Annotated in this window: 12 protein-coding genes; 5 read left to right on the top strand and 7 right to left on the bottom strand. The window is 55.2% G+C overall.

Annotated features, from left to right (window positions below):
• Nucleotides 1–27: 27 nt before the first annotated feature.
• Together dnaJ and radC are read left to right on the top strand one after the other, a co-directional pair.
• Nucleotides 28–1,197, top strand: coding sequence for a molecular chaperone DnaJ (gene dnaJ / locus GG681_RS04620; RefSeq protein ID WP_153545587.1), 1,170 nt, complete (start codon nt 28–30; stop codon nt 1,195–1,197).
• Between the two features lie 113 nt (nt 1,198–1,310).
• Nucleotides 1,311–2,069, top strand: a complete 759-nt coding sequence (radC, locus tag GG681_RS04615) for a RadC family protein (protein ID WP_153545585.1) — start codon at nt 1,311–1,313, stop codon at nt 2,067–2,069.
• On the opposite strand, the gene GG681_RS04610 is transcribed toward radC, so the two are convergent.
• The 3 genes from GG681_RS04610 to secA form a co-directional block, all read right to left on the bottom strand.
• Entirely contained in the window at nt 2,066–3,616 is a 1,551-nt protein-coding gene (locus tag GG681_RS04610) for a phosphate ABC transporter substrate-binding/OmpA family protein (RefSeq protein ID WP_153545583.1), read from the bottom strand. The genes radC and GG681_RS04610 overlap by 4 nt on opposite strands.
• Before the next feature lie 22 nt (nt 3,617–3,638).
• Nucleotides 3,639–4,508 carry a hypothetical protein gene (locus tag GG681_RS04605; RefSeq protein ID WP_153545581.1) on the bottom strand — a complete coding sequence of 290 codons (870 nt, stop codon included), beginning with the start codon at nt 4,506–4,508 and terminating at the stop codon, nt 3,639–3,641.
• 101 nt (nt 4,509–4,609) lie between these two features.
• The gene (secA, locus tag GG681_RS04600; protein ID WP_153545579.1) at nt 4,610–7,297 is read right to left on the bottom strand and encodes a preprotein translocase subunit SecA; all 2,688 of its coding nucleotides are present in this window, start codon (nt 7,295–7,297) and stop codon (nt 4,610–4,612) included.
• A 178-nt stretch (nt 7,298–7,475) separates the two neighbouring features.
• Between secA and GG681_RS04595 the strand changes: the two genes are divergently transcribed.
• From GG681_RS04595 to mutT, 3 genes are read left to right on the top strand one after another with little or no spacing between them, the layout of a single operon-like run.
• A complete protein-coding gene (locus GG681_RS04595) occupies nt 7,476–8,327 on the top strand; it encodes a peptidylprolyl isomerase (protein WP_153545577.1) in 852 nt (283 codons plus the stop codon).
• A gap of 2 nt (nt 8,328–8,329) precedes the next feature.
• Entirely contained in the window at nt 8,330–9,556 is a 1,227-nt protein-coding gene (argJ, locus tag GG681_RS04590; protein ID WP_153545575.1) for a bifunctional glutamate N-acetyltransferase/amino-acid acetyltransferase ArgJ, read from the top strand.
• Nucleotides 9,553–9,951 carry an 8-oxo-dGTP diphosphatase MutT gene (gene mutT, locus GG681_RS04585; protein WP_153545573.1) on the top strand — a complete coding sequence of 133 codons (399 nt, stop codon included), beginning with the start codon at nt 9,553–9,555 and terminating at the stop codon, nt 9,949–9,951. Before argJ ends, mutT begins: the two co-directional genes overlap by 4 nt.
• A gap of 445 nt (nt 9,952–10,396) precedes the next feature.
• Here the strand turns inward: mutT and infB are convergent, their stop codons facing one another.
• From infB to rimP, 4 genes are read right to left on the bottom strand one after another with little or no spacing between them, the layout of a single operon-like run.
• Nucleotides 10,397–12,880, bottom strand: coding sequence for a translation initiation factor IF-2 (infB, locus tag GG681_RS04580; protein WP_153545571.1), 2,484 nt, complete (start codon nt 12,878–12,880; stop codon nt 10,397–10,399).
• An 8-nt stretch (nt 12,881–12,888) separates the two neighbouring features.
• Complete coding sequence (locus GG681_RS04575; RefSeq protein WP_153545569.1) at nt 12,889–13,509, bottom strand: RNA-binding protein; 621 nt, start codon at nt 13,507–13,509, stop codon at nt 12,889–12,891.
• Between the two features lie 23 nt (nt 13,510–13,532).
• Nucleotides 13,533–15,146 carry a transcription termination factor NusA gene (nusA, locus tag GG681_RS04570; RefSeq protein WP_153545567.1) on the bottom strand — a complete coding sequence of 538 codons (1,614 nt, stop codon included), beginning with the start codon at nt 15,144–15,146 and terminating at the stop codon, nt 13,533–13,535.
• Entirely contained in the window at nt 15,146–15,739 is a 594-nt protein-coding gene (gene rimP / locus GG681_RS04565; protein WP_153545565.1) for a ribosome maturation factor RimP, read from the bottom strand. Before rimP ends, nusA begins: the two co-directional genes overlap by 1 nt.

The following is a 15,739-nucleotide window of genomic DNA, read 5'->3' as shown; positions in this document are numbered from 1 at the left end:
CTTTCGTTGAGGCAGAAGGGGTAACTGATGTCAAAACGTGACTATTACGAAACTCTTGGTGTGGCCAAAGGTGCCAGCGCCGATGAGATCAAAAAAGGCTACCGCAAGAAAGCCAAAGAGCTTCACCCGGACCGCAACGCGGATAATCCGGACGCCGAAGCCATGTTCAAGGACGCGAACGAAGCCTATGAGGTTTTGAAGGATGCCGAGAAAAAGGCAGCCTATGATCGCTATGGCCACGCCGCCTTTGAAAACGGCATGGGTGGTGGCGGCGGTGGACCACGCGGCCCTGGCGGCTTTGGCGGTGGCGGCGGTGATTTCTCCTCTGCCTTCTCGGATGTGTTTGATGATCTCTTCGGAGACTTCATGGGCGGTCGTGGTGGCGGCGGTGGCGGGCGTCAACGTGCGGCGCGTGGCGCAGACCTGCGCTACAACCTGCGTGTAACGCTGGAAGATGCTTTTGCCGGCATCCAGAAAACCATCAAAGTACCAACTGCGGTGTCCTGTACCGAATGCGATGGCACCGGTGCCGAGGGTGGCGCAGAACCCACCACATGTCCAACCTGTAACGGTATGGGCAAGGTGCGCGCGCAGCAGGGCTTCTTTACGGTTGAACGCAGCTGCCCGACCTGTTCGGGGCTGGGGCAAATCATCAAGAACCCATGCAAATCCTGCCACGGTCATGGCCGGGTCGAAAAGGACCGCTCATTGTCGGTCAACATCCCTGCGGGTGTTGAAACTGGCACACGTATTCGCCTCGCTGGCGAAGGCGAAGCAGGCATGCGTGGTGGCCCTCCCGGTGATCTCTACATCTTTGTAGAAGTGGCGGCGCATGAGCTGTTTGAGCGCGAAGCCGATAATCTTTATTGTCGGGTTCCGGTTTCAATGGCCAAAGCTGCTTTGGGTGGTGCCATTGAGGTTCCGACCATTGATGGTGGACGCGGACGGGTACAAATCCCCGAAGGCAGCCAATCTGGTCGCCAGATGCGTCTGCGTGGCAAGGGCATGCCGGCGCTTCGCGGCGGTGGAGTGGGTGACATGTTCATCGAACTTGCTGTGGAAACACCTGTGAATCTCACCACACGGCAAAAAGAGCTACTGCGGGAGTTCGAAGAACTCTCGGAAGAGCGCACCAACCCTGAAAGTGGAAGCTTTTTCTCATCGGTAAAAGGCTTCTGGGACGGGATGAAAGGCTAATAAAACGCTCCCTTCGGGGAGCGTTTTTCTTTGCGCCATAAATCTCCACAAATCCATAGGGGCGCATCCAGCCTCTTAACCTTCTATCAACACATTCAGCCAAACTTGGCCATATGGGCCAGTCTGATCGATTTTCAGAATCATCTTTGCCTTTATTCTCAGAGGCGCAAGAAAGCTGTGTTGAACAACAACGCACGCAACCCTCGTATATTCGCGATCATCGCTCGCGGTTGCGCAGCCGCTTTATGTCCGGTGGCGCGGCAGCCATTCCAGATTATGAACTGCTGGAGCTGATCCTGTTTCGCTCGGTACCGCGCAAAGACGTAAAACCCTTGGCACGGCGGCTGCTCGACACCTTTGGTGATATCAACCGGGTTATCACCGCGCCGCCAAACCGTCTTGCTGAGGTCAGCGAGGTTGGCGCTGCGATCATCACCGATTTCAAGGTGCTTGAGGCCGCTGCACAGCGTCTTGCGCGGGCGCGGGTGATGCAGCGACAGGTGATTTCAAGTTGGGACGCCTTGCTGGATTACTGCCATACCAGCATGTCCCATCTGGAGTTTGAACAATTTCGCATTCTGTTTCTGGATCGCAAAAACACCCTGATCGCCGACGAGGAACAGGCGCGCGGCACTGTGGATCACGTACCGGTCTATCCACGCGAAGTGGCCAAGCGGGCGCTGGAACTGAACGCCAGCGCCATAATCTTGGTCCACAATCATCCCTCGGGTGATCCCAGCCCCTCAGACAGCGATATAGATATGACCGCGCAGATTGCGGCCGCGCTGACCCCTTTGAGCATAACGGTGCATGATCACCTGATTATCGGTAAATCCGATGAGCTGAGTTTCCGTGCAACTGGTCTGCTTTAGCGCACCCAGACCTCTACGCGGCGGTTGACCTTGCGCCCCCAGGAACTGTCATCACAGGCCATCGGCATGGCCTCACCAAAGGCTTCGATTGTAATATCGACCCGCTCAAGATTGGCGGTTTCTCCGGCCTTGAGCACCGCATCACGCACTGCCCCCGCCCGTTTGAGAGAAATCTTCTGATTGCCCTCAGCTGGGCCCTGACCATCGGAAAAGCCAACAAACACCAGCTTGCGCCCATCATAGACACCCGCTTCGAGTTCACGCGCCAGCTGTTGAATATTGCTGCGCGACTGCGCATCTGGCCGGGTAGATCCCGGTTCAAACCGAAAGGTTGTTGTCTGGCGTTCAAGATCTGACAATACCGCGACCATCCGGTGCAGGCTTTCCAATTTCACCTCTGCGCCAGCGGCAGAAATGGCATTGGCCAGGCGATTGCCCTGCGCTTCGATCGAAACAAACTCGGGCGCCTGATCCACAAAACCCGCGCGTCGAATTACGATCTGCGCTGCAGGGCCGCGAACATAGGCAAGAAATTCACGCCCGATCTTGGGCAGACGACGTGCAGGCAGATACAAAAACAAAGGTGCGGTCATAGGGTAGTCTTCGGTCTTGATCGAACGCCGATTGGCCTGCAGATCAAACCCACATTCACCGCTGATCTGCAGCACCCGTGTAGCTGCAGGTGTTGAATACAGCCCAATGCCAAAAGCAAAGGGATCAATTGCCACATGACGCGCAAGCGTATCGACGCGATCATGACGCTCGGCGGTTTTGATCACGGGTGCATCTGGCAGAAACTGATCCGAAATCGCCTGTGCCATACCTGTATCAGCAAAAGGAAGGTGAACCAAAATCGGCGCATCAGGCCCGCCAAGCTGTGACCAGTTGGAAATGTTACCAGACAGAACCTGTGCCACCTGGGGCAAGGTTATGTGCTGAATGGGATTATGAGCCGAGACGATCGGCACCAACCCATCAAGCGCCAGAACCCGGCTGCGGTTGGGCTGGGTCAGATCCCCAAGGCCAAGCGATCGCGCCTGGTCAAGTTCAGCGCGGCGCACCTCGCGCTGCGACATGACAATATCCGCTGCATTGTCAAAAAGGTCGCGAAATCCAGCATCTGTATTGCCGACGTGAAACACAAACCGGGCGATGGTCGCACCGCCTGAAGAACGCAAAAGATATTCGAAATCTTCACCCTGCAGGTGATTGCGGTGGGTCTGATACCCATTGCGCAGCGCATAGCCTTCGATCAGCGCGGGCAGCAGGATTTCTGCCATCGCAGCCGAACCAGACAGGGTAATTTCCGCAATAAAATCTGACAGGCTTGGACAACCCGGCCCGTCACAGCGCACACCGGATCCATCGACGGTCAATTCACCAAACTTCGTGTCCACACGGTAAAACTCCCCGTCAAAACCAAGCAGGTTACCGGTGATTTCCACTGCTCCATCTGGTGAGGACAATGTCACGTCTTGTGCAGACAGGCTCATCGCGCTGCACAACAGAGAAAGTGCCGCGCAGATCGCCGCACGAAAAATTGTCATAAGAGACCCTGACCACTCGCGTTTAGTTTTGCGCGATTGTCAGGTTTTCGACCAGATTATTCAACACCAGAAAGTCACCTGCGGCGTCACAGTCTGGCATATCCAATACAAGGTCTCGAATTGTCAGCGCACCGGCGCGCAGATCAAGCACCTGCGCCGAAATACTGCTGTCACAGTTCAGCGCGGTGATCTCTGCTTCGACCGTCAGTGCAATATCACCCGAGGCTGTCAGCGCATTGTGCGGAAGGGTGTAGATTTCGACCAGCTCGGGCGTATCCATATCACTGTCGCCAAGCTGGTAGATACGGCCCGCACCATCGCTGCTGCCGTGCCAGACATGGCCCTTGGCACCGTAGTCAGCCCCAAATTCACGCGCATGCAGTTCAAAGCCGCTATTGCCGCGCCATTGCAGCGCCACACGTTCCACCAGATCAAGGTCGGTAACCGGCTGCAAAATGACCTCTGCCTGCCCTGCTTCGGTCTCAACAATAAAAATCCCCGAAGCCTTAAGCGCCGGCACCTCCATCGACAATGTGCCAGCATTGTTCAAGCGCGCGGAAAACAACATGCCGCTGTGATGGATGCTCACGCGTGCATGGGGTTCACAAGGCGCGCTTACATCCAGATGCACCATCGCCCCTGCACCCGCGGCTGAGCTGACGGAAAACAAGCAGGAAGGTTCAGCAGAACCCTGCGCATTCTCTGCCTTTGGCAGATCCGGCGATGCCGATGTCAGAGTTATGTTTTCAAGCTCAAGCGGAGCTTCAGGTTCTTCAGGGAGCTGTTGCCCCGCAGTCAAATCATCCGCAGCCTTTTGGCCAAGCTGCAAGGAATAGCCAAACGCCGCACACAGGCAGATGCCTGCCGTTATCAGTACACGTGGATTTACCATTCTGGCCTCCCGCTCACATCAGGTTAAGGAAGCCTTACGCAAAAAGGTGGCCAACACGTGGCCACCTTCTGACAAAATAGTGCAAGCTCTAGATCTGTTGATCAGTGACGGCCATGGCAATGTTTGAATTTCTTGCCAGAGCCACAGGGGCATTGATCATTGCGTGACGGCTGACCCCAGCTTTGCGGATCATCTTCGACAAATCCCTCTGCGGGCTCACCAGCAGGTTCTGCAGCGGCATCAGCTGCCGGCTGCATCGCGGCCTGACGGGCAGCCATTTCCATCATCATCTGACGCTGTTCTTCTTCGGTGATGGGACGCACGTGGCTGATCTGCTTGGTCACATCCTCACGCAGACTGTCGAGCATGCCTTCAAACAGCTGGAAGCTTTCGTTCTTATATTCATTCAGCGGATCACGCTGTGCATAGCCGCGGAAGGCCACAACCGAACGCAGATGTTCAAGGCGCAGCAGGTGTTCACGCCATTTGGCATCGATGGTCTGCAGCAGCACCTGTTTTTCGATGTTGCGCATGCCTTCGTCGCCAAAGGATTGCACCTTTTCTTTCATGTTCGCATCTGCCGCTTCCAGCAGGCGTTCACGGATCTGTTCGTCGTCAACACCCTCTTCGGCGGCCCAGTCTTTTACCGGAAGATCCAGCGCCAGATGTTCACGAACTGCTTCTTGCAGACCTTCGGTATCCCACTGATCGGCATAGGATTTTGGAGGCATGAATTGATCCAACAGATCATCAACCACCTCTTCGCGCATATCTGCCACAACTTCCGACAGATCCTTGGAGGCCATGATTTCGCGACGCTGCTTAAAGATCACCTTACGCTGATCATTCATCACATCGTCAAACTTCAGCACGTTTTTGCGCATGTCAAAGTTGCGGCCCTCGACCTTGGCCTGGGCGCGCTCGAGCGATTTATTGACCCAAGGGTGCACAATCGCTTCGCCTTCTTTCATGCCCAGTGTCGACAGCATTTTATCAAGCCGCTCTGACCCAAAGATACGCATCAGATCATCTTCGAGGCTGAGATAGAAACGTGTCAGACCCGGATCACCCTGACGACCGGAACGGCCGCGCAGCTGGTTGTCGATGCGGCGGCTTTCGTGGCGTTCTGACGCCAGTACGCACAGGCCACCCACAGATAGGACTTTGTCTTTCTCTTCCGCGTGTTTGGCTTCTTCTGATGCGCGCAGTTCAGCCGGATCCGCCTCTGGATTGGCTTCCAGCGCGGTCATCACCTTAATCTCAACGTTACCGCCAAGCTGAATATCGGTGCCACGACCGGCCATGTTGGTTGCGATGGTCACCGCACCCAGACGACCTGCATCCCCAACGATCTGCGCTTCCTGCTCGTGATGGCGGGCGTTCAGAACGTTATGCTCAATGCCTTCCTTCTTCAGCATATGGCTGAGGAGCTCTGATTTCTCAATCGAGGTTGTGCCCAACAGAACCGGCTGACCTTTTTCATGCGCCGCTTTGGCGTCATTGATCATGGCCTGATATTTTTCACCAGCGGTACGGTAAACCTGATCATCTTCGTCTTTACGAGCAATAGGACGGTTGGTTGGAACCTCAACCACACCAAGACCGTAGATCTGGGCAAATTCTTCTGCTTCGGTCATCGCCGTGCCGGTCATGCCAGACAGCGTATCATAAAGGCGGAAATAGTTCTGGAAGGTGACAGACGCCAGCGTGGTGTTTTCCGGCTGGATCGTCACGTTTTCTTTGGCTTCAAGCGCCTGATGCAGACCTTCCGACAGCCGACGACCCGGCATCATACGGCCGGTGAATTCATCGATCAGGATAACGTCACCGCCGCGAACAATGTATTCTTTGTCTTTGGCAAAAAGCTTATGCGCGCGCAAAGCCTGGTTCACGTGGTGCACAATGGACGTGCTTTCGGGATCATAAAGCGATGCATCCGCTTCCAGCAGACCCTGTGCACGCAGGATCTCTTCTAGTGCTTCGTTGCCTTCTTCGGTAAAGGTCACACCGCGTGTTTTTTCGTCGATCTCATAGTGATCTTCGTTCAGTTGCGGGATCAGCGCATCAATCGCCGTGTAAAGCTCAGAACGATCTTCAGCCGGGCCAGAGATGATCAGCGGCGTCCGCGCTTCGTCGATCAGGATCGAGTCGACCTCATCCACGATGGCAAAGTTGTGATATTTCTGGAAAACCTGATCCAGGCTCGGCTTCATATTGTCGCGAAGATAATCAAAGCCCAGCTCATTGTTGGTGGCATAGGTCACATCCGACGCATAGGCGGCTTGTTTTTCCGGGTCAGGCTGGCCCGACCAGATCACGCCGGTGGTCATACCCACGGCGGCAAAAACCTTGCCCATCCACTCGCTGTCGCGTTTGGCCAGATATTCGTTCACCGTCACAACATGCACACCCTTGCCAGTCAGCGCATGCAGATAGGCCGGGAAGGTTGCGACGAGGGTTTTACCCTCACCGGTTTTCATTTCCGAGATGTTGCCCTGGTGCAGGAAGACGCCGCCCATAAGCTGGGTGTCAAAGGCGCGCAGACCCAAGGCCCGTTTTGCGCCTTCACGCACGTTCGCAAAGGCTTCGGGCAGCAGGTTGTCGAGGCTCTCACCGTCGTTTGCACGTTTGCGCAGCTCTTCGGTTTTTTCAATCAAGCCTTGATCGCTGAGTTTTTCGAACTCGGCCTCCAGCCCGTTGATCTTGGCGATCAGTGGCCGCGTCGCCTTGATCTTTCGGTCGTTCGGCGTACCGAAAATCTTTTTGGCGAGTGTTCCGAAACCCAGCATATCTTCTCCAACACGTCTGTAATTGGTCGTCTCAAAAGCCAGACTTGCCCGCGTAGCTTTCAACCCATAAACAAAGGTGAAAAAGACGGTCCCGCCATAGGCCCTTAGGCGATGTAAGGGGCAGCCATTTCAGTGTCAACGCCGCGGCACGCGGTCATAACAGAATAGGAAGATTTCCATGCGCAAAGGCCTCACTTTTCTGCCAGCTCTGGCTGTGGCAGCTATGCTGGCGCTGTCCGCCCCCGCAAAAGCCGCGCCGGACGCCAATTCCGTTGTCGCCACCGTAAACGGCACTGAGATCACCATTGGCCACATGATCATCGCCCATGAAAGCCTGCCCGCGCAGTATAAACAGCTGCCGATTGATGTGTTGTTCAAGGCCATTCTGGACCAGCTGATCCAACAAACGGCCCTGTCCCAAGAGGTCGGTGGCGAAGTTCCGCTGCACGTCCAGCTCACCGTCGACAATGAAATGCGCACGCTTCTGGCACAGGAAGTAATCCAGAAGGTGATGGCGAATGCCGCGACTGAAGATAAAATTCGCGCAGCCTATGATGAAGCCTATTCCACCGGTGATGGCGGCGACGAATTTAATGCGTCACACATTCTGGTAGAGACCGAGGTCGAAGCGCAGGACATTAAAAAAGAGCTCGACGGTGGTGCCGATTTTGCCACCATGGCGAAGGCGCGTTCCACTGGACCTTCTGGCCCCGGCGGCGGTGCGCTTGGTTGGTTTGGTCTTGGCCAGATGGTGCCAGAGTTTGAAACAGCCGTGCTTGCCATGAAGAACGGCGAAGTCTCCGATCCAATCCAAACCCAATTTGGCTGGCACGTGATTTTGCTCACGGAACGCCGCAAGGCGGAAGCGCCCGAATTTGAAACCGTACGCGAACAGCTTGCCAACAACCTGCGTCAGGCCGCAATTGAAGCCCATGTCGACGCGCTGACTGCCGAAGCAGACATCACCCGTCCGGACCTCAAAGACTTTGACCCGGCAATCATCAAAGACCTGAGCCAGATCGGAAATTAACTATGGCTGCACCTCTCCCTGTTTCACCACTCGCCCCTGAAGCCTTTCCAGAGCTGCCAGACATTGCTGGCGTGCGCTTTGCCACTGCTTCTGCGGGGGTTAAATACACCGATCGCACCGATGTGATGTTGGCTGAACTGCAACCCGGCACAGCTATTGCCGGTGTGTTCACGCGCTCCAAAACCCGCTCAGCCCCTGTTCTTGACTGTCAGGCAAAACTGGGTGGAGACAACAGCCAAGGCGCGGCAATTCTGGTAAACTCCGGCAATTCCAACGCCTTTACCGGCCACTACGGCCAGACCTCGGTTGAAGAAATCACCACCGCTGTGGCAGCCCGTGTCAATGTGCCGGTCGAACGCGTGTTCACCGCTTCTACTGGCGTGATTGGCGAACCGCTGCCCCATGAACGGATTATTGCGCAGATCGACAAATTGGCCGCTGCGTTAGAACCCGGTCAGGTCGAAGCAGCCGCACAAGCCATCATGACCACAGATACCTTTGCCAAGGGCGCTGGCGCGACGCTGATGGTTGGTGGCAAAGAGGTGCGGATCGCTGGTATCGCCAAAGGATCCGGCATGGTTGCACCGGACATGGCCACTATGCTGGTCTATATCTTTACCGATGCGGTCTGCGAACAATCAGCGTTGCAGACGCTGCTGTCTTCGCTCAACGATACCAGCTTCAATGCAATTACCGTCGACAGCGACACCTCTACCTCCGACAGCCTGTTGCTCTGTGCAACCGGCGCATCGGGTGTAGATGTGGCTGGAAATGCTGATTTTGCAGCGGCTTTGAATTTGGTGATGCTTGATCTTGCCCATCAGGTTGTACGCGATGGCGAAGGCGCCACCAAATTTGTTGAGATCGCTGTAACCGGAGCCGTATCAGACCAAGAAGCCAAAACCCACGCGATGGCGATTGCTAATTCGCCATTGGTCAAAACCGCGATCGCTGGTGAAGATCCCAATTGGGGCCGTGTTGTCATGGCAATTGGCAAATCGGGTGCCGAAGCGGACCGCGATTTGCTGACCATCTCATTTGGCGAAGTACTGGTGGCTGAAAAAGGCTGGGTATCTTCCAACTACCGCGAAGAGCTGGGCGTGGCAGAAATGAAGAAATCAGAGATCACACTCAGCGTCGATCTTGGCCTTGGTAATGGCGCCGCAACCGTCTGGACCTGTGACCTAACCCACCAATATATTACCATAAATGCGGACTACAGATCATGAAAACTGTACTCGTTTCAGCCGTGGCATTGGTCGACGCAGATGGGCGTGTGTTGATTGCGCAACGCCCGGAAGGCAAATCCATGGCTGGTATGTGGGAGTTTCCCGGCGGAAAAATTGAAGCCGGAGAAACCCCAGAGGCCGCGCTGATCCGCGAATTGCAAGAGGAACTCGGGATCAACACCTGGTCCTCTTGCTTGGCACCTTTGACCTTTGCAAGCCACAGTTACGAGAATTTTCATCTCCTTATGCCGCTTTTCGCCTGTCGAAAATGGGAAGGTATTCCACAAGGCCGCGAAGGTCAGACGCTGAAATGGGTCTATGCCAAGGACCTGCGCGACTATGAAATGCCACCCGCGGACATTCCGTTGATCCCGATATTGCGGGACTGGCTATAATCCGCGGATCGAATGCTGTTTTTGTAGAGGCATCAAAAACGCGTTATTGATGGTATTTTTCACCCTTCGGAAACAAGTTTCTCTGGCTAAGTTTGTGAACCTTTTGTTAAGGTCTTTCATCAAGCATGACTCTGCAAGGTCATACTTCGAAATGATGGATCTTAACGGGAGGGCGTTTGATGATCCGAACTATTACGATGGGTACCTACGTTTCAGTTCAAGGCGTGTACCTGCGCTCACTACCTGGCGGGAAGATCGCAGTCAGAGTCGGCAAAAAAATTTATGAGGGCATGCCGGTCCAATCGGCAGCTTAAGACCACCACTCACACGGAATAGAAAAAGGCGGCTCTTTGGGCTGCCTTTTTTCTTGGCCTCGACGCTTTACACCGTGAACAAAAAACCCGGCCACAAGGACCGGGTTTTTCAATTCAAATATACGATCGCTTTAGTCGAGCGTACGCGTGACCTCTTCACGTTCGAAGATCTCGATCACATCGTTTGCACGGATGTCATCGTAGTTTTCAAACGCCATACCACATTCCTGACCAGACTGAACCTCGGCCACTTCGTCTTTGAAGCGTTTGAGCGTTTTCAGCGTGCCTTCGTGGATCACAACGTTGTCGCGCAGCAGACGTACACCGGCCGAGCGGCGTGCCACACCTTCGGTGACAAGACAGCCCGCAACCTTACCAACGTTGGATACCTTGAAGACATCCTTGATGGTGGCGTAACCGATGAAGTTCTCTTTGATCTCGGCAGACAGCAGACCTGAGGCCGCCGCTTTCACATCGTCCACCAGGTCATAGATCACCGAGTAGTAGCGGATCTCAACGCCTTTTTGGTTGGCGGTGTTACGCGCAGATGCGTTGGCACGGACGTTAAAGCCCATAACCGGCGCGCCAGACGCTTCGGCCAGACCGATGTCAGTTTCAGTAATCGCGCCCACACCGGAGTGCAGCACACGGACACGAACTTCATCGTTGCCGATTTTTTCCATCGCCTGAACGATTGCTTCGGCAGAACCTTGCACGTCAGCTTTGACCAGGATCGGCAGCTCAGAAACGTTTTCGTCGTCCTTCGCCTTTTGCATCAGCTGTTCCAGCGTGGTCGCTGCGCCAGCTGCGGCACGTTTGTCCTTAGCAGCTTGCTCGCGGTATTCCGCGATTTCACGTGCCTGTGCTTCGGTTTCGGTCACGTTCAAAACGTCACCCGCTTCGGGTGTGCCGTTCAGACCCAGAACCTCAACCGGAACCGATGGGCCAGCTTCTTTTACGCGCTCACCCTTGTCGTTGATCAGCGCACGGACCTTACCGTACTGCTCACCCACAACAAAAATGTCGCCTTGGCGCAGAGTGCCTTTTTGAACCAGAACGGTTGCAACAGGGCCGCGACCAACGTCGAGTTGAGCTTCGATCACAGCACCTTGGGCGGCGCGGTCCGGGTTGGCTTTCAGTTCCAGAATTTCCGCCTGCAGCGCGATCGCTTCCAGCAGTTCATCCAGGCCCTGGCCCGTATGCGCGGAAACTTCGACGTCCTGCACTTCACCAGACATGGCTTCGACGATTACCTCGTGCTGCAGAAGTTCTGCGCGCACTTTGTTCGCATCAGCGGCTGGTTTGTCGATTTTGTTGATCGCAACAATCATCGGCACCTCAGCTGCTTTTGCGTGGGCAATCGCTTCAATGGTCTGCGGCATAACAGAATCGTCTGCTGCAACAACCAGAACCACGATGTCAGTCACCTGCGCACCACGTGAGCGCATGGACGTAAAGGCAGCGTGACCCGGAGTATCGAGGAACGACAGTGTTGTACCACCATCGGTTTTCACCTGATACGCACCAATGTGCTGCGTGATGCCACCGGCCTCACCAGAAACAACTTTGGCGTCGCGGATCGCATCCAACAGCGAGGTTTTACCGTGGTCAACGTGGCCCATGATGGTAATCACTGGTGGACGTGATTGAAGATCTTCGTCTTTCTCTTCAATGTCCTGAATAACATCTTCCACGTCGGCGTCAGAAACACGAACGACTTTGTGGCCGAATTCCTCGATGATCAGTTCCGCGGTATCCGCGTCGATCGTCTGGTTTTGCGTAACCATCATGCCCATGTTCATGAGCGACTTAACGATATCGGCAACGCGCTCAGCCATACGGTTGGCAAGCTCTGAGACAACAATAGCCTCAGGCAGCTGCACATCACGTACTACCTTTTCACGCTCAACCGTACCCATGGCTTTCTGACGGGCACGTTCTTGTTTACGGCGCATAGATGCAACCGAGCGCTGACGCCCACCTGCACCACCGGTTGCCTGGCTCAGCGTCAGTTTGCCAGAGCGGCGACCTTCATCACGACCTTTGCCACGACCACGCTCTTCGCGTTCACGATCAGACTTGCGCGGAGTTGCCGCTTGACCCGGCTTCGGCGCAGGACGGCTGGCGCTGCTTTCAACTTTTTTCTTTTCGGTCTTTTCAGCAGCTGCAGCTGCAGCACGTTTTTGTGCTTCTGCTGCTTCAGCGCGTTTACGCTCTTCTTCCGCTGCCTTTTGACGGGCGCGTTCTTCAGCTTCGCGCTGCTCGCGCTCTTTTGCTTCCAGCTCGGCGCGGCGACGCTCACGCTCTTCCGCACGGGCTTTCTCGGCCGCTTCACGTTCAGCCGCTTCTTCGGCTTCGCGCGCTTTTGCTGCTTGCAGGGCTTTCAGGCGACGCGCCATTTCCGCATCAGAAATGCCGCCGGGGCGACGCGATGCATCACCCGAACCACCGACACCGCCACCAGACTTTCCAGCGCCCGGCTTGGGAACCACCACGCGTTTGCGTTTGGTTTCCACCACGACATTCTTGGTCCGCCCGTGGCTGAAACTCTGTTTCACGTTCCCCGGACGGGAACCACGCAAACCCAATGTCTTTTTGCCGTCATTATCGCTCATAAAGCTTTTTATCCTTCCGTGCGGCCGTTGCCGCCCTTCATCTCGCGCAAACCTTGTAGTCGTTGCGCTTCCTCTACAACACGTTTGCTGAGTCCGCCAGAGGCGAGGGCCGCATGTATGACAGTTTCGCGTCCAAATGCCATCCCAAGCTCGTTAGATGTCAAACATCCGATAAATTTTCCCTTATAAGGGGTGCTCAGTTTGGACTTCCCACGCCCAGATCCATCTGACGCTTGTATCAGGATCCGCGCTTCTTCTTTAATCAGCCAGTCTTTGACCTTCTCGTAGCCCGAGACAGCCCGACCGGATTTGCGCGCGAGACTGATCAGCTCAACCAAACGGCGCGCCAGCTGGGTTTCGATCTCTGCAACCAGACCGTCTTGAACAACGGCTTTGGTTTTGAAACCGCGAGCAAAAACTTTTTTCTTCACCGCAGTTTCAAGAGCAGAGCGATTGGCCGCGACATAGACGCCGCGACCGGGCAATTTGCCCATAATGTCGGGAAAAACTAAGGCATCAGGCCCCAATACAAAACGTATCAACCCGTCACGCGGCTGCACCTCACCTGTGGCCAGGCATTTGCGCTCTGAACCTTCAGCCAGGTCTTTTTTTGTTCCACCACGGGTCATGATATGCTTCCCGAGACCTGAAATCAGGCCTCGCCTTCCTCAGTTTCGACTTCTTCTTCCTCGTCGGCGGCTTCCAGCTCAGCCGGATCAACCCAACCCAGCATGACGCGAGCCGTCATCACCAGATCCTGCGCATCTTCGAGGCTGACACCAAAGGATTCGAGAATACCGTCGTCTTTGACGCGCTGACCATCGACAGTGGTCCAGCCACCTGCCAATTCCCAGTCCGCGCATGTGGCAAAATCTTCCAGCGTCTTGATGCCGTCTTTTGCCAGTGCTTCCACCATTTGGGGTGTCAGACCTTCAAATTCAATAAGCCCATCTTCAACACCCAACGCGCGGGCCGCATCCAGCGCCGCTTTTGCCTGGGCTTCCAGATAGTCACGGGCACGCGCCTGCAGCTCTTGCGCGGTGCCTTCGTCAACACCGTCAATCACCAACAGCTCGTCGAGTTCAACATAGGCAACCTCTTCCAGGTTGGTGAACCCTTCAGAAACCAGCAGCTGGGCAAAGAATTCGTCCAGATCCAGCGTCTGCATGAACAGCGCGGTGCGGGCTTCGAACTCTTTCTGACGACGCGCGGATTCTTCCGCTTCGGTCATGATATCGATGTCCAGACCAGTCAGCTGCGATGCCAGACGCACGTTCTGGCCGCGACGACCAATGGCCAGGCTCAGCTGTTCTTCAGGAACCACAACTTCGATTTTGCCTGCTTCTTCATCCAGAACAACTTTTGATACTTCTGCAGGCTGCAGCGCGTTCACAAGGAAGGTTGGCTGATCTTCGTTCCACGGGATGATGTCGATCTTTTCACCCTGCAGTTCATTCACAACCGCCTGCACGCGAGAGCCACGCATACCCACACAGGCCCCAACCGGATCGATGGAACCATCAAAGGAGGTCACAGCGATCTTGGCGCGCGAGCCGGGGTCACGAGCAACGGATTTGATTTCAATCACGCCATCGTAGATTTCCGGCACTTCCATTTTAAAGAGTTCAGCCATGAACTCAGGCGCGGTGCGCGACAGGAAGATCTGCGGGCCACGCTGTTCGCGGCGCACATCTTTGATAAAGCAGCGGATACGGTCATTCGGGCGATAGGCTTCGCGGCCGATTTTTTCATTGCGGCGCAGGATCGCTTCACCGGCTCCCACATCAACAATAACGTTGCCGTATTCTTCGCGCTTCACCAGACCATTGATGATGGTGCCTGCGCGGTCTTTGAATTCGTTGTACTGGCGGTCACGCTCAGCTTCGCGCACCTTCTGCAAGATCACCTGCTTGGCAGATTGTGCCGCGATACGGCCCATCTCAACCGGTGGAATCTCTTCCACAAATGTGTCGCCAATCTCAGGCTCCGACATATATTGCTTGGCCTGCTGAACAGTCATTTCGGACTGGTAGTTTTCCAGCTCTTCCTCTTCGACAACGGTGCGCACGCGGGTAAAGGTTGCGCGACCGGTTTTGCGGTCGATCGACACCCGAATGTCCATTTCAGAGCCGTACCGGCTCTTGGCGGCACGCGCGAGGCTTTCTTCCATGGCTTCGACCACCAGACCGGGGTCGATCATTTTCTCACGCGCCACGGCCTCAGCGGTTTGCAACAGCTCCAGCTGGTTTGCAGAGGTAATCGCCATTACTTCTTCTCCTCTTCGGACCCTTCTTCGGTCTCAATTTCGTCGAATGCGTCTTCGTTAAGTGTTCCAGCCTCTTTGCGCTGGCGCAACATTTCTGCAATCAGATCGTCAGTCAGCACCAGTTTGGCGTCGCTCAGCCAGTCGAAATCCAAACCAATGGTGACGGTCTCACCATGCTCTTCGATATTGATCAGCACGTCATTGCCTTCAATACCGGCAAGCTGCCCCTTAAAGCGGCGGCGGCCATCGATCAGCTCGGTGGTTTCCAGTTTGGCTTCGTAGCCTTCGAACATATCGAAGTCTTTCAACCGGGTCAGAGGCCGGTCAATTCCGGGGCTCGACACTTCCAGGGTGTAAGCATCCAGAATGGGATCTTCCACATCCATTGACGCGCTGATCGCATTGGAAATTTCAGCGCAATCATCCACCTCGATACCGCCTTCGGGCTTGTCGGCCATCACCTGCAGGATGGTGGTTTTGCCAGACATCAAGCGGATGCGTACCAATTCATAGCCGAGATCCTCAATCACCGGTGAGATGATTTCAGCCAGACGGCGATCGATGGCGGCTTTGGCAATCAGGTCGTTTGTCAT

It is taken from the genome of Tritonibacter aquimaris (genome assembly GCF_009617595.1).
Classification (GTDB): Bacteria; Pseudomonadota; Alphaproteobacteria; order Rhodobacterales; family Rhodobacteraceae; genus Epibacterium; species Epibacterium aquimaris.
Note: the sequence above shows the minus strand (reverse complement) of the source record. Positions and strands in the feature narration are given on the sequence as shown.